Below are 20,222 nucleotides of genomic sequence, written 5' to 3'. Positions count from 1 at the left end.
TCAGGTTTATCCGTATGGCTTTATTGCTTTTCGAAGTTCAAGCCCATTTTCATGCTTTTTGTGTTTTCTATTACAGCAGGTAAGCTTTTGATGATTCCCTGAATCATTTTAGAATAAGCAGCCATCTTCTTATTTTTAGCTATTGCATCGCTGATAGCGGCATTGATCTTTTCGTCACTCAATATAGGAGTAACGGTAGCTTGAAGCAATGGTTTCAACAATGTTTCGTCTAAGTAGAAAGTAGCATGTGAAGCATCAGCCATTTCGTAGTTGACCGGGATTCCGTCTTTCAGTAGAGAAGCTGCATTTGGAATCATGTTGAGAACCATTGGAATCATGGCTTTAGCCATATTATTCGTTTTACCTGCGCCTTTGTGGGCAATGGATGTCTCAGTAACCTGTTGCGGGTTCATTAACAAAAGAACTTTATTATTGCTTGGCTCAACATACATGGCCAGTGTAGTGGGAGATACCATGATGGTCTTTGATTTAGACTCCAGATAAGTAGCTTGTATGCTTCCTGCCTGAGTGAAAGCTATATTCTTTACTATTTTACCTATCATTTCGGAAACAGATATGGTAATAGAGTCACCGCTTTCGTTTACTGTCTTAATCAAAGGAAGGCGTGTAGCCAGAGTAAGCATATCGCCAATAGGCATTTTCATGTTATTTCCCGGGAATATTTCAATGGCAACGGATTCTGTTGATGACCAATCCGTAATTAGAGGAGAAGTAACTTCTTCGTCTTCTACGTTATAATTGATCAACTTCCAGTTTGATCCGGCTAAAGTGGAATTCTTCAATTTAACGTTTACCAAGTTCATGGTCATTGCACCTGTTGAAACAGTACCGTTATAATCAAATGTACAGTAATCGGTTGCTCCGTTACCGCTAAAAGAGCATTGGTCGCCCTGAATAGTTTGTGTAATATCTAATGTTACAGACGCAGAACCTGGGATAGGGCCGGTAGTAGTAAAAGTGCCTTTTGCCTCAGATCTGGAAAGAGCGGCAGACAAGTCAAATTCGTCACCTTCTAAAAGCAAAGTAGCTTTATAAGGATCACTTGCATTTGGGGTATAAGTAATTTTTTACCTATCATTATTTCGCCGTCATAAGTCAATGTCAGGCCGGCATCACCTGTATAAGTTGCTTGAGCGATAGGATTAACAACTTTGCTTTTTCCCTCATCCTTTTCACAAGAAGTGAAGAGTGTGATAGCGAGTAATAAAGTTAATAAATAAAAAGCGTTTCTTTTCATTGTGATAATAATTAGTTTTTTTGATGTGTGCAAAGATACTCAATTATTTATATTCTGTTTTTCTTTTTATATTTATTAAGTATATTCCGGAAGCATGATGATACCAATTTTTTTCTTCCCATCCATCTTGACAGTTACCGGTTTGTTGAAGTGAATATGGCGTAAATGCGCGGTTTCAGTTTCTGCCGGCAGAGTATCAAGGTAATCTTGATTGAACATGCCATCGTCCATATACGTGTTGATAGTGAAGTATCCCACTCCAAACGATGTCAGGTTTTGAAAAAAGTGTGTGCCTTGGCTTGGATCTACCCGATAGTTATTTAGGCCTTCTTCTACAATGACTCTTGCGGCTGAAATATGCGGCCATTTTACAGGAATGCCTAACCATGAGTCACTGCTTCCCCAACGCCCCGGACCTATGAGGATATAATGTTTGTTCGCATTGAGAAAATCTCGGTTTATTTTCTCTATTTCTTCAGCGATAGTCGGATTATTGCTTGCCGAGTATCCGTTTGTTTTTATATAAATAATATCTTGAATATCGTCTATCGTTCCGTGTCCCAGTGCATTTTGACTTTTTAAAATCAGTTGATTTTCCGGTATACAGTTTAAGTCGTCTGCCCAGTCTGCTTTGATGTCTACCATCGGACGGATTTGCAGCATATAGAAAATGCCTGTTCGTTCCTTTGTATTGATATTTACGGCAAATTCTATTTCTACCGGACGGTGCATCTCACTCTGTCCGTATTTCATTACCAACCGTAGAATTTTCGGTAACGGAAGAATGTCATGTTGGAGCACATTTGCAAATGTGATTATTTTCCTTCCTCCCGGATAAATACCATCCCGGATAACCATATCGTATGGGTCGTAAGTAGAAGCTATAAATGTCAGTGCTCCATCTTTATCAGCTTCTTTTACAGGGAGTTTCAGAATGTTGAATCCATCGTCAAGAGAGAAGTTACGTCCATCGTTCTTTAAATCCAAAGCATAGAAATATGTCTGAGTCTCTTTCAGGGCTAAATCCAACTCACTGGTTTGTAGTATCTGATTCGGGTGATATGGGCAAACTCTTAATGTCAGTCCACCATCAACAATGTATTTCCCCAGGCCTAATGCTAAGTTGACCGTCCCTTCTTCCGCAAGTTCATCACCAATAGGATAATAGTTAAGAGAGCGTGCTACTCCGGAGATAGAAGGGTAGAAGCGATCTCCATATTGTGATCCTGCGACTTCCTGTAAGATAACTGCCATTTTCTCCTCGTCAATTACATTGCTGGTTGCCTGCATATATGCTTTGCTATCCTTATAATATACAGAGGCGTATACACCTTTAATTGCATTGCTTAGCATGCGCAGATGCTCGTATTTATCATCCAGATACGGAATCATATAGGTGCTGTATATTCCCGCGAATGGTTGATAATGAGAATCTTCTAATAAACTTGACGAACGGATGGCGATAGGTGTTTTTACCACATCGAAGAATGTAAAAAAGTCGGCTATTAACCGGTCGGGCAGTTTGGCTTTTAAAAAAGCTTGAAGAATTGTTTCATCGTCTGCATCACTCAACGCTATTTGATACAGATTGTTTGAATCCATGAATTCGTCGAATATATCTGTACATAGTACGACTGTTTTGGGAATAACGATTTGTGTGTTCTCGAATTCCTCAAATTCGGCATGTCGTTTCAGAATATCATCAATAAAAGCCAAGCCACGTCCTTTGCCTCCTAATGATCCCTCACCGATACGGGCGAAATTGGAATAGCGGTCGAACCGGTCGCGCTGGAAAATGGCTACAACGCCTTGATTCTTCATTTTGCGGTAGCGGACTATTGCATCGAAAATAATCTGACGATGTGCATCTACATCCTGTAGTGCATCCCAACGAATCTGTCTGAGGAACTCTGCAGGAGGAAACATTGCACGGGAATAAAGCCATCGAGATACATGGTTATGACTGATATGGTATTGCAACGATTCTTTCGGAATATCAAATATAATGTTCTGAAGTTCTTTCAGATTGTGTACGCGTGCCACTTCTTCGCCTGTCTTGGGATTGCGGAATACAAAGTCTCCAAAACCAAAGTTATCGGAAACAGCTTTTCGCAGATCAATATTCATCTTCTTTGAATTCTTATCGATGAAACAAGCTTCGTATTTATCGGCAAAAGTTTTATTGTCAGTTTCTGACGACTCTAATATAATAGGTACAAATGGATTATGCTGACGGATTTCAGCCATTAGTTTGACACCGGCCATCGAGTCTTTCACTCCATCCTTCGGGAAGCGGACATCGGTAATCACACCGAGCACATTATCGTCATATTTATTATATAAAGCCATGGCTTCCTCATAGTTACGGGCGAGAACAATTTTTGATCGTCCCCTCATACGGAGCATTTTCTGATGGTTGTTCAGTGCTTCGGTAGCAAATAGCTGACTTTGTTGAAGAACAAATTTATATAAATTAGGTAATACGGAAGAATAAAAGCGGATAGAATCCTCTACTAAAAGAATCATTTGGACACCAATTTCTCTGACATCGTAATCCAGATTCAATTTATCTTCTATCAATTTAATAATAGAAACAATCAGGTCGGTATTGCCCAACCAGCAAAAGACATATTCAAAGATGCTTAGGTCTTCGTGCATCATTCGGGCTGTGATACCATGTGAGAAAGGAGTCAGTACCACCAGCGGTACATTAGGATATTTATTGTGAATGGCATGAGCGATGTCAAATGAATTGCTGTTATCCGTTGCCGGCATACAGATGACAAAGTCGAACATTCCCTTTTCCAATTCCTTTAGAGCTTTCTCTTCGGTGGAAACCTTAGTGAACCGAGGAGGGCTGCTCAAACTCAATTCCATGTATTCATTGTAAATTTTTTCTTCTATTCGCCCGTCATCTTCCAACATGAAAGCATCGTATGAATTGGCAACCAATAATACGTTATAAATACGCTTCATCATCAGATTTGCAAATTGCGTCTCTTTGAAGTATAGTTGTTTGAAATTTGGCTTATTGTCCATAAAAATTTCAATTGGATTGATAATTTCCAACAAAAGTCGTAATTTTAATTCTTTAATACAACATATTTGCTTTTTATTTAAACTTTCTGTTATGATATGTCTGTCGTGCTTGTTAACATTTTATTACGAATAGAATAAAAAAAAGCCGAAATAATTTTGGATACTCATTTAAAAACCTACCTTTGTAGGTAAAATAATTATCTATTTGTCAAAACCTTAAAGAAATAACAGACATGGACATTAAACAAATTATGGCTTCTTTGGAAGCTAAGCATCCTGGAGAATCTGAATACCTTCAGGCCGTTAAAGAGGTTCTTATCTCTATTGAAGACGTGTATAATCAGCATCCTGAGTTCGAGAAGGCATCTTTGATTGAGCGTTTGGTTGAACCGGATCGTATTTTTTCATTTAAAGTGCCTTGGGTAGACGATAAAGGCAAAGTACAGGTAAATTTGGGTTATCGTGTTCAGTTCAATAACGCTATTGGTCCGTATAAAGGCGGTATTCGTTTCCATGCGTCAGTTAATTTGTCAATTTTGAAGTTCTTAGGATTCGAGCAGACATTTAAGAATGCGTTGACTACATTACCTATGGGTGGTGGTAAAGGTGGTTCCGACTTCTCTCCGAGAGGCAAGAGTGATGCTGAGATTATGCGTTTTTGTCAGGCATTTATCCTTGAATTATGGCGTCATTTAGGTCCGGATATGGATGTTCCTGCCGGTGATATCGGTGTTGGCGGCCGTGAAGTTGGCTATATGTTTGGTATGTATAAGAAGCTTACTCGTGAGTTTACCGGTACATTTACAGGTAAGGGATTAGAATTCGGAGGCTCACTTATTCGTCCTGAAGCAACAGGTTTTGGTGCATTGTATTTTGTTAATCAGATGTTGCAGACTAAGGGCATTGATATAAAAGGTAAGACTGTTGCTGTTTCCGGTTTCGGTAATGTTGCTTGGGGAGCTGTGACAAAGGCTACCGAGTTAGGCGCAAAGGTTGTTACCATTTCCGGTCCTGATGGCTATGTTTATGATCCTGATGGTATTAGCGGTGATAAAATTGATTATATGCTTGAGCTTCGTGCTTCTGGTAATGATGTTGTTGCTCCTTATGCAGAGAAATATCCTAATGCTCAGTTCTTCGCAGGACGTAAACCATGGGAACATAAGACAGATATAGCATTGACAGCGGCTACTCAAAATGAGTTGAATGGCGTTGATGCTCAGCAGTTGATTGATAATGGTACACTTTGCATCGGTGAGATCTCTAATATGGGATGCACTCCTGAAGCTATCGATAAGTTTGTTGAGCACAAGATGCTTTATGCTCCGGGTAAAGCTGTTAACGCCGGTGGTGTTGCTACTTCCGGCCTTGAAATGAGTCAGAATGCAATGCACTTGAGTTGGTCAGCTGCCGAAGTTGATGAGAAATTACATAGCATTATGCATAACATTCATGCTCAGTGCGTGAAGTACGGAACTGAATCAGATGGATATATCAACTATGTTAAGGGGGCTAATATTGCTGGCTTCATGAAAGTTGCTCATGCAATGATGGCTCAAGGCGTTATTTGATAAGAATTATTTGTACTAAATAATATCTCGTTTAGTTGTATTTGTATTTTGTATTGTAGCTTATGCCGCTTTGCTTGTGAAGGTGAAGCGGCGTTTTTGTTACTTTCCGTACCTCATAAAGGATAAAAAGGGCTGTCGCCTCACAGCGGCAGCCCTCCAATAGTAAACTTTTAAGAGAGAGAATTGTTTAATGAACATCTGTGCGAGTGTCCCACCACACTTGCTTGCCCCAGACATAATTTTCTATTCCTTGTGAGGCTTCAGTAACATTGGCTCTATTGTAAGAGAATTGGTTATTCGGATATGGGAATCTGAAAGGAACATCATTGTGGATACCTTTATATGCGCTTCGGGCTCCAGGGTATTTAGGATAGACTTTACCTTTATCATCAGGGGCAGAAATAGAAGAATGGATGTATGTTGGGAAACCTGTTCTACGATAAAGTGACCAAGCTTCGATACCTTCCTTGAACATACTTACCCACTGTTCAAAATACAGCATATCAAATGAACCGTCGAACTTACCGGGGCCTTCCAAGTAAGCTTTGGCATTTTCATCAGATACTTCATTCTCTGCCATAGAAGTCAAAACACCCTTATTGTATGCCTCTTCAGCTGACATAGGTACATTCCAACCTCTCAATGCTGCCTCTGCCATCATATAATAAGTTTCACTTGCCTTATAAAGAGGAGAGAAACCGGAAGCATTATCACGGAACATAGCACCAATTCTGGAAATAGCATGAATGTTTGCAGGATTGAGGCTTGCACCATTTTCATAGCCACGATACTCACCATCAGTTTTGGCAGGTTTAGCGTAAACAAATAAGCGAGGGTCATTCATCTTCTTCAAGTGGTCAATAAATATGTCGGCCATACCATCATCATCACGAGTAACAGAATTGTTATACCATGGTTCAAAATATGGTCTTGTTCCCTGCCACCAGAAATATACCTGATCATCAATAGACTGAACATAAGGATACTGAGTAGGATTGTTGAAGATTTCTTCACAAGTAGCTTTGGTTATTTCCGGGGCCTTATTTACAATTCGCATAGCAATACGCAAGCGAAGAGAATTACAGAATTTCTGCCATTTCTTAATAGCATCATCTTTATTTAAGCCTTTACCTACGGCAGGATTAGTGAATAAAAAATCACCAATTCCTAAACCATAATCAGAACTTGTGTAACCATTTGCAAAACTATCAGCGATAGTCTTCAAATTTTCCAATACAGCTTTTAATACAACCTCATCAGAATCGTATTTAGACTGTAAAACGCCTTCTTTTCCCTTGAAGGCCTCTGAATAAGGAATCGGTCCAAAAGCATTTGCAACGTTGTACATCAAATAATTTTGCCATAGCATAGCTACATCTCGCATTTGCTTGTAATCTTCAGAAGCACCATCAACAGCGATTCTATCAATAATATCCTGCAACTGGGTATATCCCCAATAGGAATTATACCAACGGTTACCATACGTATTATTGGTTGGTGTATAACCTTCGTAATTGTTCAAGTACTGAACCTCGGAAACATAGCCTGCCCACTGACATACATCTAATGAAGTTCCCCATTGTTGCATTCCTTCTGTTATAACGTATCCAAGCATATTTGTATAAGGAGCACTGGTAAATGCATCCGGGTCTGTGTTGATTTCTTCGAAATCGCTTGTACAAGCTGACAGCATGAACATCATTGAAGCCGATAGGGCTATTGTTTTAAATATACTTTTCATATACAATTCTCCTAATTAAAATGTTAAACCAAGTTTTAAACCAAAACTGCGAGAGTTCGGTGTAGAAGCTTGTTCGAAACCAAGACCACGGCTATCTGATGATACACCACCGGTTTCAGGGTCCAAACGCAATGTATTTGACTTGTCTACCCAAAGTAAAGCTAAATTCGTGCCAATCAGAGAAATGGTTGCGCGGTTGAAATACTTCGCCTTTCTTAAAAGTGACATAGGTACATTCCAAGAAATGTATGCTTCACGAAGTTTCAAGAATGATCCGTCGAATACATAAGTTTCAGCCAAACCACACTTATTAAACCATGTATAAGCATCAGTCTTAACATCATTCTTTTTCCATGAAGTTGGAACTTTATTTTTGTCGTATGATGCAGGAACAACAAATCTTTCATTTTTCATCATGTCAATACCTGCGACAACATCACGCTCACGAATGCCATCAGCCGCAGTAGGAGCACCGACACCAGCAGAATAAGAATGACTCATTGTCTGTGACCAGATATCACCACCCTTACGGAAATCAAGCATAAATCCAAAGCTGATATTCTTAATGCTAAATTCATTACGCCATCCCATCAAGAAGTCCGGAGTAACATTTCCAATTTTATGAGCAGCTTGAGAGTAAGGAAAACCGTTGTCATACAACTTGATAGCACCAATCTGATCCTTCGTTGCATAACCGTTTGCTACGTCGTCTTCTGTGATACGTACATAAGCATCACCTACGATGTCTCCCCATTTTTCTCCCGGGATAGCCTTTGTGTCGATACTCCAAGTCCAACCAATTCCATACCCACCGGGTAATTGTTCTACTCCATCTTTCAGATATAAGTATTTAACCATACTCTCATCCTTAGCAAAATTCAATGTAGATGTCCAGTTCAAACCTTTCTTACTTTGGAGAATATCTGCACGAAGTTGGATTTCAACACCCTTGTTATCAATACGACCGGCGTTAATTAGCATAGAACCAAATCCGACAACATTAGAAGTCGTTACATTCAGAATTTGGTCAATGGTTTTTTTCTGATAATATGTCATATCCAAGTGTAAACGATCATGGAAAAGACCAATCTCTGTACCAATTTCCCATGTAGTTACCTTTTCAGGTTTCAAATTGTAGTTTGGTAAAGAGAAACTCTTATACATCTGACCTACACTATTAAAGGAGCCTTTCTCTGTATTGGGATAGTAGTAAGAACTATTTCTATAAGCATCGGTAGCAGAACCAACTTGAGCCCAACCGGCACGGAGTTTCAGGAATTCAAGAACAGAACTTTTTATATTTTCAAAAGAAGTTGTGGGAATCCAGCTTAATGAAATAGACGGATAGAAGAAGTCGTCATGGATAGTTGAAGACCAGTCGTTTCGAGCACTGGCGTCCAAGTACAGCTGATTCTTCCAACCCAAAGAGAAGTTACCATAAACGGAATTAGAGCGAATATGGCTATGATCTAAATTAGCAATGGCATCACCAACCTTATTACCCATTGTATATGCGCCGGGGATAAGTAATGCATTAGCACCCATTTCTTCAAATTCCCAACAAACATCACGATAGTTGGCTCCTAAAATAGCAGTCAGGTTAAAATCGCCGAATGTTTTATTGGCAGATGCGATGAAGTCGCCATTAAACTCCGTATTCTTTGTATTTCTCTGGGCGAAAGCGCCTTCAGGATCATCCGGATGATAGTATGTTCTTTCAAATGTTTTGATATCATAGTAATCAACACCAATACGGCCTTCAAACTTCAACCACTCAAATGGTTGATAGTATAAAGATGACTTACCGAAAATACGGTCACGTTGCATGCTATTGGTATTCATGTTGACATTAAAGTACGGGTTGATATGATAAACATCAATCCAGTTATAATAAGTGTAGTTACCGGCTTCATCTTTTTGGTCCCAATTCTCTTTCAAAGACTGCATGTTCATCTGACGAGCAGACCAAGCTACCAACGAATTGATAGGGTTGTTAGCACGATAACCTTGGGCATTCAAGTTGGCACTCTTAGTACGAGTATAGTTGGCACTCATATCGAATGAAACGTAGTTGTTCAATTTCATTGTTGTATTGAACTGACCTGTATACTTCTTCTGATCTGTGTTAGGAACAGTACCTTTTTGGTCTCGATAGGAAAGAGATGCGCGTGTAGATGTTTTCTCACTGTTGGCTTGAATTGATACCATGTGGTTCATGGTCACACCAGTTTGAAAGAAGTCACGAACATTATTCGGGCGAGAAACGAAGTCAGCAGGCTGACCATTGCTATCAAACTGAACAAGTTTTAAACCGACGTCTAATCTTGGTCCCCAAGATTCGTCATATCCACGGTTGAAACCAACTTCTTCAGAATATTTCTGATAATCAGTATAAGTACTATTGCGGAAATGCCATTCGTCGCCATCATGGCCTTGACCATAAGAATTTTGTAACTTTGCAATGTTTGTAACATGGTCGAATGTAAGGTTCATATCGTATGATACCGTAACGCCATTGCTTCTTTTACCACTTTTGGTAGTAATTAAGATAACACCGTTACCTGCACGCATACCGTATAAGGCTGCAGATCCGCCTTTCAATACAGAGATGGACTCAATATCCTCTGGGTTGATATCGTTTAAGCCGGAACCGTAGTCGACACCACGATAATAGTTATCGCCGGTACGCTGTGTATCATTGGCAATAGGAACACCATCGACAACAATTAACGGTTGCTGGTCGTTTGCTAAAGAACCATTTCCGCGAATGGCAATACGAGAAGATGCACCTACAGTACCACCGAATTGGTTAACCTGTACACCGGCAACTTTACCGCTTAATGAACTGGTGACACTTGGAGAGCCGGCTTGAGTCAATTCATCGGCTTTGACTTCCTGAACGGCATAACCTAAAGATTTTTTTTCACGAGAAATACCCATAGCTGTTATAACGACCTCATCAAGAACTTTATCGTCGGACTGTAAGGAAATAGTCATTCTCTCTGAACTGATGGCTACCTCGGCTGTTTTTAGACCAACGTAAGAAACGAGAAGCGTTTTTGCTGTGGCAGGAACGTTTGGAATCGTGAATTCACCTTCAATATTTGTAATAGTACCCATCTGAGTTCCTTTTACTAAGACTGAGGCCCCGATGACCGGTTCTCCGTCGTCGCCAGATATGACAACGCCAGTAACTCTCCGAGTTTGGGCAGTCGCAAGACCCGTCCATAGAAGCAGGCAGGTTAAAACAAACAACACTCTTTCTTTCATAACAATCTCATTTAATTAACACAATTTTTATCACAAAAGTTTTATATTAACTCAATTTCAATAATTGCAAATATAGTAATAAAATGAAAAAATCAAATATTTTTTAAGAAAAAACGATAGAATTGATATTTTTTTTTGTTTGTTTTCTTTCAACTTTTTTAGTGTTTGTGCATATAAATGAAATAATAGCTTTCGTTTTTCTATAGAATGTTGTAAACTGTTTCCGTTTTGTTAAGTGCATAAATAGAAAAACATTGATACGATTTTATGTAAACATATCGAATTATAAGTGTTTCATAGTTTTCAAAAGTATGCTTTTACAGAGAAACATTTTAAGATGATTTTAGCTAATGTTAAATAGTTGGGCACTAACATTCAAAGTAATGGGCATCATTCTTCAAAGTGATACGGATGAATCGATCAAATGATGCGTATGAGTTGAACGATTCATGCGTATGAGTTGATCAAGTGATGCGTATCATTCTATCATTTTATGCTCATCATCGGGAGAGTTCTTATTATGATATTAAGAAGTCGTACGGGGGAGCTTGCCGGTATATACAATAAAATAAGGGCGATCAAAAGAAAGATCGTCCTTACCTTATTATATATAAAACTATAATTCTAACTTTTAAATAATTTCCTTATGAGGATTATGCTTCTCCTGTAATCGCAGCTACGCCCGGAAGAACTTTACCCTCAATTGCCTCGAGCATGGCACCACCACCGGTTGATACATAAGAAACTTTATCTGCCAAGCCAAATTTGTTGACAGCGGCAACAGAGTCGCCACCACCTACCAATGAATAGGCACCGTTTTCTGTAGCCTCGGCAACGTACTTAGCAATTTCACCTGTACCGTGAGCGAAGCTTGGGAATTCGAATACGCCTACCGGACCGTTCCAAAGAATAGTCTTGGATGCTAAGATAATCTCCTTCCAGTTTTTTAATGATGCTTCTGAAGCATCCATGCCTTCCCAACCTTCAGGAATATTATAAATATCAACTATCTGCTTGTCGGCGTCATCAGCAAACTTGTTTCCGGCTACGGTAGCAACAGAAAGAGAAATATTCACTCCCAATTTCTTAGCTTCTTCCATAACAGAAAGAGCTTCAGGCATCAGTTCGTCCTCGTGAAGTGAATCGCCGATATGCCCACCTTGAGCCTTGATGAAAGTGTAGCCCATACCGCCACCAATGATAAGGTTATCGACTTTGGTGAGCAAGTTTTTGATTACACCAAGCTTAGAAGAAACCTTAGAGCCACCTATGATAGCAGTGAATGGATGCTGAGCATTCTTCAACACATTATCGATAGCTTTAACTTCCTTTTCCATCAGGTAGCCGAGCATTTTATTTTCTGTGTCGAATGAATCAGCGATGACTGCAGTAGAAGCATGTTTGCGGTGAGCTGTACCGAATGCGTCGTTAACGTAACAGTCGGCATAGCTTGCAAGTGTCTTGGCAAACTCTTTTTGCTTAGCTTTCATCTCTTTTTTAGCAGCGTCGTAGTTTGGATCGGTCTTCTCAATGCCAACAGGTTTTCCTTCCTCTTCAGGGTAAAAACGCAAGTTCTCGAGCAACAAAGCCTCACCGGGCTTCAGAGCAGCGGCAACATCAGCAGCATTAGCGCAGTCAGGAGCAAATTTTACCGCAACACCTAACGCTTTGGATACCGGATCAACAATTTGGCTCAATGAGAGTTTAGGGTTTACTTTTCCTTTAGGTTTACCCATGTGCGACATCATAATCAGACTTCCACCATCAGCAAGAACTTTTTTCAGTGTAGGGAGAGCGCCACGGATACGAGTGTCATCAGTTACTTTTCCGTTCTCATCCAATGGGACATTGAAGTCTACACGGACGATTGCTTTTTTACCAGCAAAATTGAATTTGTCAATTGTTTGCATAATCTATCAATTTTATTTTAGACATAATACTTCTTTTTATTGGCTGCAAAGTTACGATTTTTTTCTGTTCTTCTGATTATCAAAAAGAAAAAATAATGTAGGAGTGGAATTTACTTCTGTTACTTATGAGTTGGGATGGTTGACATTTATTGATTATATATTTTTTCCCAGACATTCAATTCGCCCGTATAGACCATTCCCTCGAATCTCCTTGAACCCACCGATACCTTTGCCTCCGCGTTATCATACACTTCGATGGTGAACGTATACGGCTCACCATCTTTTGTCGCGTTAAATCTGATGGTAGCAAGATCTGCTTTTGGATAAGTAACGGAATAGTTGGTGATTTCCACGTTGTCGAATGTCATGCCATAGTTGCTTCCTCCGAGTACAGCAGTGTGAGCTGTTCCACTATAAAGAAGGTGGGTAGAAAGTCTTTCTCCTTTTACTTGTAAGCTATAGCCTGATGATGAAATCTGTGAAGAAGACATGACACGGTTAGAAAATCCTTGTACCGTAATGGTATAGTCTTTACTTGATATCATTTTGTGAACAGTTTGCGCTACTAAGGCCGCGTGTTGTTCTTTTGTCATTTTGTTCGTTGATCCGCAACTAACAAACAGAATGGCACATACGATAATTAAAATGTTTTTCATAACCAATGCGATTTGTTATATTATGATAAAAATAAAATGCTATCATGGGCTATGGGTAAAAGTTCAAAGTGCATCCTCCTCTTAGGCATAGTTTTTTATTTATCTCCCTGATGTTTGCGATTGCATATTCTGCTTCATCCTGTTCATGTTTCGGCGGGCAGTATCAACATACTCTTTTACAAGAGGGCTGTTTTTGAAACTTTCGGGCGCGTTTTCCAGAATTTCTTCTACAAATGGAGTCATGAGTGGCATGTCATATCCACTGCATATAATGGTAAAGATGCCCGGTCCCAGGATGTTTGTATAGTTGTTCTGGATAAATTCCTTTGCCATAGCTGTCAGCTCGTCCATTAGTTTCTTACGTTCTTCATTAATGGTGGCTTCAATCTCCATTGGATCGTTACCATCCATGATCATTTGGTTTTCCCTATGCTCCAGATCGTAAGCCCTATCGTCTATTGAAATCTTCTTTGTAATAAATTCAGACAGCTTATTATTCAGTGGAGTTCCTTTGATTTCAGTACGTGCATTATCAATGCTGATGCTTATATTTCCTTTCTCTATAACAAAAGGCATAATACTTTGATCATCCATGTACAGCGCTGCCAGCATAGAAGAATCCGCTTCTCCCGTCATCGAAAAGAGTCCGTGAACTACCTCGGCAGAATCAATGTCAATCAATCGATTCGACTCAGGAATTTTCACAAATAACATCTTCCCGTCCAGGCGGGATACCGAAGAAGTACCTTTTATCTGGTATTGGCTGGCACAAGATGTAAGCAGCAGAATAGATATTAACGTAAAAGAAAATCGTTTCATGTATATTTAAAACCTCCCTCTCAAACTTTTTCATCAGGAGCAAAAATACAATCAATATTCGTTGGGTGGAAATATTTTATTATTATTTAAATCAAATAGGAATTTATTAGTTACCACCCAACAAATATTGATGTTTATACATGCGTATTTTTACAAATATTATGGAATTTACGCGGGTTATTTTTCTTTTTTCAGTTCTATTGGAATTCTCCAAGCTGTGTACAATTCAAAGATAGCAGCTATGGCCATAGCCAGAATCCATTCATTGTGGTGCATCGTGAACATAGGAATACCTGTGACGACTAGCATAATAGCACCAAAAATCTGCAGTCGACGTAAACGACGAATTACGAGGCTTTGTCCTTCGTACTTACCGTGGAACACTTGAACGTATCCGAATAACAGCGCGCCTATCGTGTACAGATAGGGGGCGATAGTCAGTTGGTTCACCATCAATACCGCTCCTATGAGAAGCAGTATAGCACCTAACATCATGAGAGATTTTAAGTTTTTTTTCATTCTTCTATAATAAATATGTCTTCATTCGGTTTCTTCATCAAGTACTTTTCTCTGGCTATTTTCTCCAGTTCTTCGGGCTTGTTCAATATATTATTGAGCTTTTCCGTATCTTCGTTATACTGTTTGCGGTATTGTTCTATCTCTGTTTTCAGTGTACTGATTTCGCGCTTATGATGGAATCGCTCTATAAGGTTATTCTCATCAAGGAAAACGATGATGATTAAAAAAAACGCAATAGTAATGAGGTACTTATGCCTGCATATAAATAACCAGATCGACTTTAATTTGCTCATTTCGAAAAAACTTATGTCAAAAAGATGAGACAAGAATCCTTGCTTTCCTTTTTATAAGGGCAAAGATAAAAGTTTTTCTTACATAATCAATAAAAAGGGGCATAAAAATTTGTATATTTGCATCAAACGTTGAAATAGAAGAGAGAAACTCATGGAGAATTATATAGTATCTGCACGGAAATATCGCCCGTCCACCTTTGAGTCGGTCATTGGACAACAGGCGCTTACTACTACACTTAAGAATGCCATCGCTTCGGGTAAATTGGCACACGCCTATCTGTTTTGTGGTCCTCGAGGAGTGGGCAAAACCACTTGCGCCCGTATCTTTGCTAAGACTATTAACTGCCAGCATCCCACTTCCGATGGTGAGGCATGTAACCAATGTGAGTCATGTCAGGCGTTTAATGAACAACGCTCGTATAACATTTTTGAGCTTGATGCCGCCAGTAACAACTCTGTGGAGGGGATTCGCAGTTTGATAGAGGAAGTGAGAATACCGCCTCAGATAGGAAAGTATAAGGTATATATTATTGACGAGGTTCACATGTTGTCTACCGCGGCTTTCAACGCATTTCTGAAGACGCTTGAGGAACCTCCGCGTCATGCTGTGTTTATTCTCGCTACCACTGAGAAACAGAAGTTGCTGCCAACCATTTTGAGCCGTTGCCAGATATATGACTTCAATCGAATCAGTGTGCAAGACATCGTAAATCATCTTCAACGCGTGGCTGATAAAGAAGGAGTGAAAGTGGAACCCGAAGCACTGATGGTCATTGCTCAGAAGGCCGATGGAGGAATGCGTGATGCTCTGTCCATCTTCGATCAGGTGGTTAGTTTTACTCGAGGGAATATTACCTATCAGGCAGTTATCGACAACTTGAATGTGCTTGATTATGAGTATTATTTTAAGCTTACCGATATGTTTCTTAGCGGACAGATAACTGATGCGCTGCTTTTGTTCAACAGCATCTTGCAGAAAGGGTTCGACGGGAATCATTTTATCACCGGACTGGCTTCCCATTTCCGCGATCTGCTGGTTAGTAAGGATGAGTCTACTCTCCCGTTGCTTGAGGTAAGCGACAGTGTGCGCCGGCGATATAGTGACCAGGCCGGACGATGCGCCACGCAGTTCTTATTTCGTGGAATGAAGATTTGCAATGACTGTGATTTGAACTATCGAATCAGTAAGAATAAACGTTTGTTGGTGGAACTTACGTTAATAGAATGTGCTCAATTGGGTTTTGATACTGATTCCGTATCGGGTGGGCAAGGTCTTACTACGCAGATAAAACCTATATTCCAGCCGACCGCTCAGGCGAAGTCTTCAACATCTAAACAGGCTCCTAAGGCTGTTGCTTCTCATTCTGCATCGCAGCCTGTGAAGCCGTCTGTTCATCATAGTCCTTTTCCTGAAAAAGATAAATCAGAGCTTCAGACTCCTGTGGTTGATATCAGTTCTATGCAAGTCTCTATCCGCCCGGAGCACCATCAGAAGATTGAGCAAAAATCGTCAACACACGAATCTGCTCTACCTGTCCAGTCCGAGGAAGAACAGAACGAATCGTTTACCTTATCTGATCTTGACTTAGCTTGGCGATCGTTTGCCGCCCAGCTCCCCCGTGAGCAGAAAGCTAATTCACGAAAGATGATGGGCATTCATCCAACTTTATCAGACCCTATTAATTTTGAGGTTAGCGTTGATAATGATATGGCTGCCGAGTCTTTGCAAGAACTTGCAGGGCAGATAGAAACTTTTATGCATGCCAAATTGCATAATAGCCATGTTAAGATGCACATCCGTGTTGCTGAGGTTAAGGAACAACACCGAGTATTTACCGGCCCGGAGAAATTACGTATGATGATGGAGAAAAATCCCTACCTTAAAGAATTGAAAGATACACTTGGTTTGGAGTTGGCTTAAGCTCTTTAAATAATTTTGTCTGAGGATGGGTTTCTATTGAAACAATTCAACTAAACTTGTTTTAAGTAATGTCCGATGAGATATTAAATGATGTTTCTTTTGTAGGGAAAAAGGGACGGGCAAATAATTAAATTTGTCTGTCCCTCGTAAAATAGAATAGTTTATTTGTGTTAAGAATAGACTAATCTTACAGCTTTAAAACGAAAGTCTTTACAGGGCGAATGAGATAAGTTGTCTTGCTTCCTGCCAGACTGATGGTTTTCCCTGTGCCAAATTGAAAACTGTAGAACCTTGATCCTTTTTTACATAGGTATCTGTATGTGGTAGAGATTTTTAATTCATTCATCCCTCTTTTATTTATCTTGTCGTTCAGCGCAAGAAGAGCATTACCTGAGAAATTCTCTCGAATAAGTTTTGCTTCATTGTATGAAGGTAGTCTCCAGTTACCTATTCCATTGACCGTATAACCATCTATTGCTTTTTCCCCGTCGGAATATTTGCCTTCCCATTCTTCTATACTGAATAGCAAGAGTTTTATACTGTTTTGTGTCACTTCGCCGGTAGCTGCTATGATGCAGTCGTTCCAGATATCACCTACTTGTGGTATATTGCTGGGTTTGGACGGTTTCTCATCATTAGCTTCATCAGCTTCTTTTTTAATGTTTCCGAATATAAATTTCACGTCAATTGGATTTTCCCATCCTTTTGATGCCAGTGAACCACTAATTTTTAATATGTCGTTATAATTGCCAATGGCATTAAATGGGTGATTAGCTTGCGGAATACCGGAATAGGTATAGCCATATACTTTCATCTTTCCATTTTTTATGATGGAAATAGAGAATATAGTTTTATCACCGTAGCCCGGGAATATGTAATATGGTCCGGCAATCCAGTTCCCTTTCTTATCTTTTGAGCAATCTAAATCTAATTTTAAAGCTTCTCCATTATATTTTCCGTCTAATGATAGATTGGGATAGTGCGATGAAAGACTTACTTTAACTTGATCGGCATCGGTAATTCCGCTTAAAACAATATTTACCTCAGCCACAGCATAGGTCATCGTTATGATAGCTTCTGTATTTTTGTCTTTCAATGTTACGTCGGCCATACCATGCATAAGCGGAGTTTTTGCATAACTATTGTTGGTGATGTTTATCACATCGCTTATTTCAGGATTATCCACTATTTCGTATTCTTGAGTAAGTCCGGAAATAGCTACCAGACGATAATCACCTTCTGCCAAACTGAAATTCATGTCGTCTTTAGCAGAGTTGATTTTTTTCATATCTACGTATTTTCCTTCTGTTGTAAAGGCATAGATATTTACGGGATACAAGATGTTGGTTTCCTCTGCTACCCTTGTAGATATACTAACTGACACAGCCTTAGAATTCTCTATTTCTTCGTCAGCTATCTTTTGGCATGAGAGAAACAATATTGAAAAGAGAATAGATAAAATTGTTATCCGGTATGTTATGAGATGCTTTTTCATATTTCTTCACCGTCAATGGTTATAATTTTTGTTTCACCGGTAGCCCATGGTTGCACTTCGGTACCAGTAATACGTAATTCCGCGCCCTTCACTTCAATGGTATATTTTTGCTGATAACCTGATTTTAAATTAGATGTCAACTCCGAAAGTGAAGCTTTATAGCTTTGTTCACCTATTTTGTATTCGATGTTCAGTGAGACTTTGCTGTCGAGTGCATTAACTATCACATTATAAGTAGTACCTGCGGCAGACGCTTGGATTGTATTATTGATGGTTAACTCCTGAGAATTGTCTGTATATGTTACTTTCCCATTGGTAAAGGAGTAAGTTGATGCTGAGATTAAATTTGTTCCATTAAGGGTGATTCTTGTAAATTCTGCATTCTCCATGCTGTCTATGCCTTTGAATGTCAGACTTAGCAAGCAAGATACATGTTTGAAACAGTTTGCCCCTGTGAAAGCAACGGTTCCATTTTCCCCGTAATCTTGATTTTTTTCAGCGATTAGAAAGTCGTATGCATGTGTGTCTTTTAGTACGCCGTTTTGTGTTTTTAAAGAAGGCATAGGAATCGAAGTTGGAGTTGTGGCTGATGTATACGGATAAAATGCGTAGAAATGGAATGAGTTGTTTTTCGATGGCCAGTACATATTAACCTCACCTTCCCATTCTGTTTTATTTTTAATCCATTTTACAGCGGGCTGATTTTCCATAAAGAGCCCAATTGCATCATTCTTTAAGAAATAATCGGTTAGATTGGTTTGTTCATCACCGTCACCACGAACATTAATTTGTTCGATAGGTTTCCCTATTTGAGCCTCTAATGATAATGGTAAAACTTGATTGTCGATAGGTTCGTTCACTGATTTGCTACAGGTAGTGAATACCATCCCTACAAATAGTAGGAAAAAGATACGTTCTTTCATATTATATTATTTAGAAAAACAGACTAATTTAGTTAACAGTCTGTTTTTGTGTTTTAATTTATTTTTTTGATAACTATCAAGAATAGTTATCAAGGGTCAAATGTATGGAATAAAAATTGTATATGCAAATTTTTAGCATATCTTTATATGTTAATGAGCGCAAAAATGGAACTTGTATAAAATAAAATGACAGTTTTTCAGTCTGTTTGTGTATGTTTTTAAATTATTTTATTGTCAAAAGGATTATTTAGGCTGATACGTTATTCTATACGTATTTTTGCATATACATATTCTTACGTGCGTGAACATTTAATTTCGTCTTTTTGTTAATGAGGAGATGGAAACATCATTTAAATATACAGTAAGCCCTTTTTGATTTCTTCCTTAGGTCAACATGACTTCTATTTTACGTGAATTCGATATAATAAAAAAATATATGGTTGATAAAAGCACCTCAAATACCATTTTTTATTCCATCCTTGTTTTTTCAAAAAAAATGTTCCTTTCCTTGCCCAATTCAAACTTAATACTTAGCTTCGCCACCGAAATCATCAACGTGGTGATTTACATCCGATTATATAAATGTGTAAAGCGCGAAATATTTTTAATTATAACGTGAATTTTAAGACAAATTATTTGGCCATTCCAAATAATTTGCTAACACACACACACACACACACACACACACATTCTAACCGCCCATCATCAAGCACATTTTTCCGTCTTTTCGTACGCGCGCGTAAGCGTGCCGAAAACATAATAAGCAAAGGCATCCCGAGAGGTTTGCCCTTGTCTGTTTTTATGTGT

Annotated in this window: 14 protein-coding genes; 2 read left to right on the top strand and 12 right to left on the bottom strand. The window is 39.1% G+C overall.

What is annotated here, in order from left to right; all coding sequences use genetic code 11:
* Window positions 1-20: 20 nt before the first annotated feature.
* From LO761_RS08950 to LO761_RS08940, 3 genes are all read right to left on the bottom strand, one after another.
* Window positions 21-1,043 (bottom strand): DUF4925 domain-containing protein, encoded by a 1,023-nt coding sequence (locus LO761_RS08950; protein ID WP_272817945.1) that lies wholly within the window; start codon window positions 1,041-1,043, stop codon window positions 21-23.
* A complete protein-coding gene (locus LO761_RS08945) occupies window positions 1,034-1,258 on the bottom strand; it encodes a hypothetical protein (RefSeq protein ID WP_272817944.1) in 225 nt (74 codons plus the stop codon). Before LO761_RS08945 ends, LO761_RS08950 begins: the two co-directional genes overlap by 10 nt.
* A gap of 75 nt (window positions 1,259-1,333) precedes the next feature.
* A complete protein-coding gene (locus tag LO761_RS08940) occupies window positions 1,334-4,297 on the bottom strand; it encodes a PEP/pyruvate-binding domain-containing protein (RefSeq protein ID WP_272817943.1) in 2,964 nt (987 codons plus the stop codon).
* Window positions 4,298-4,530: 233 nt separating this feature from the next.
* On the opposite strand from LO761_RS08940, the gene gdhA reads away from it, so the two are divergent.
* A complete protein-coding gene (gdhA, locus tag LO761_RS08935) occupies window positions 4,531-5,868 on the top strand; it encodes an NADP-specific glutamate dehydrogenase (protein ID WP_272817942.1) in 1,338 nt (445 codons plus the stop codon).
* Window positions 5,869-6,055: 187 nt separating this feature from the next.
* Here the strand turns inward: gdhA and LO761_RS08930 are convergent, their stop codons facing one another.
* The 7 genes from LO761_RS08930 to LO761_RS08900 all read right to left on the bottom strand — a co-directional run bounded on the left by LO761_RS08930 (window position 6,056) and on the right by LO761_RS08900 (window position 15,076).
* A complete protein-coding gene (locus tag LO761_RS08930; protein ID WP_272817941.1) occupies window positions 6,056-7,609 on the bottom strand; it encodes a SusD/RagB family nutrient-binding outer membrane lipoprotein in 1,554 nt (517 codons plus the stop codon).
* Window positions 7,610-7,624: 15 nt separating this feature from the next.
* Window positions 7,625-10,879, bottom strand: a complete 3,255-nt coding sequence (locus tag LO761_RS08925) for a SusC/RagA family TonB-linked outer membrane protein (protein ID WP_272817940.1) — start codon at window positions 10,877-10,879, stop codon at window positions 7,625-7,627.
* 653 nt (window positions 10,880-11,532) lie between these two features.
* A complete protein-coding gene (locus LO761_RS08920) occupies window positions 11,533-12,789 on the bottom strand; it encodes a phosphoglycerate kinase (RefSeq protein ID WP_272817939.1) in 1,257 nt (418 codons plus the stop codon).
* A gap of 146 nt (window positions 12,790-12,935) precedes the next feature.
* Entirely contained in the window at window positions 12,936-13,445 is a 510-nt protein-coding gene (locus tag LO761_RS08915; RefSeq protein WP_272817938.1) for a DUF4251 domain-containing protein, read from the bottom strand.
* Between the two features lie 99 nt (window positions 13,446-13,544).
* Window positions 13,545-14,264: a DUF4369 domain-containing protein gene (locus LO761_RS08910; protein ID WP_272817937.1), complete on the bottom strand. Its 720-nt coding sequence runs from the start codon at window positions 14,262-14,264 to the stop codon at window positions 13,545-13,547.
* Between the two features lie 177 nt (window positions 14,265-14,441).
* A complete protein-coding gene (locus LO761_RS08905; RefSeq protein ID WP_272817936.1) occupies window positions 14,442-14,783 on the bottom strand; it encodes a hypothetical protein in 342 nt (113 codons plus the stop codon).
* Window positions 14,780-15,076 (bottom strand): FtsB family cell division protein, encoded by a 297-nt coding sequence (locus LO761_RS08900; protein ID WP_272817935.1) that lies wholly within the window; start codon window positions 15,074-15,076, stop codon window positions 14,780-14,782. The genes LO761_RS08905 and LO761_RS08900 overlap by 4 nt, the downstream gene beginning before the upstream one ends.
* A gap of 151 nt (window positions 15,077-15,227) precedes the next feature.
* Here LO761_RS08900 and LO761_RS08895 point away from each other — a divergent pair, with 151 nt between their 5' ends.
* On the top strand, window positions 15,228-16,997 hold the full coding sequence (locus tag LO761_RS08895) for a DNA polymerase III subunit gamma/tau (RefSeq protein ID WP_272817934.1): 1,770 nt from the start codon (window positions 15,228-15,230) through the stop codon (window positions 16,995-16,997).
* A gap of 187 nt (window positions 16,998-17,184) precedes the next feature.
* On the opposite strand, the gene LO761_RS08890 is transcribed toward LO761_RS08895, so the two are convergent.
* Both LO761_RS08890 and LO761_RS08885 read right to left on the bottom strand, forming a co-directional pair.
* Entirely contained in the window at window positions 17,185-18,492 is a 1,308-nt protein-coding gene (locus LO761_RS08890) for a FimB/Mfa2 family fimbrial subunit (RefSeq protein WP_272817933.1), read from the bottom strand.
* Complete coding sequence (locus LO761_RS08885) at window positions 18,489-19,415, bottom strand: fimbrillin family protein (RefSeq protein ID WP_272817932.1); 927 nt, start codon at window positions 19,413-19,415, stop codon at window positions 18,489-18,491. The genes LO761_RS08890 and LO761_RS08885 overlap by 4 nt, the downstream gene beginning before the upstream one ends.
* Window positions 19,416-20,222: the final 807 nt, after the last annotated feature.

Source organism: Phocaeicola oris (genome assembly GCF_021295095.1).
GTDB lineage: Bacteria > Bacteroidota > Bacteroidia > Bacteroidales > Bacteroidaceae > Phocaeicola > Phocaeicola oris.
The sequence above is the reverse complement of the archived record's forward strand: the minus strand, read 5'-3'. Positions and strand labels throughout refer to the sequence as shown.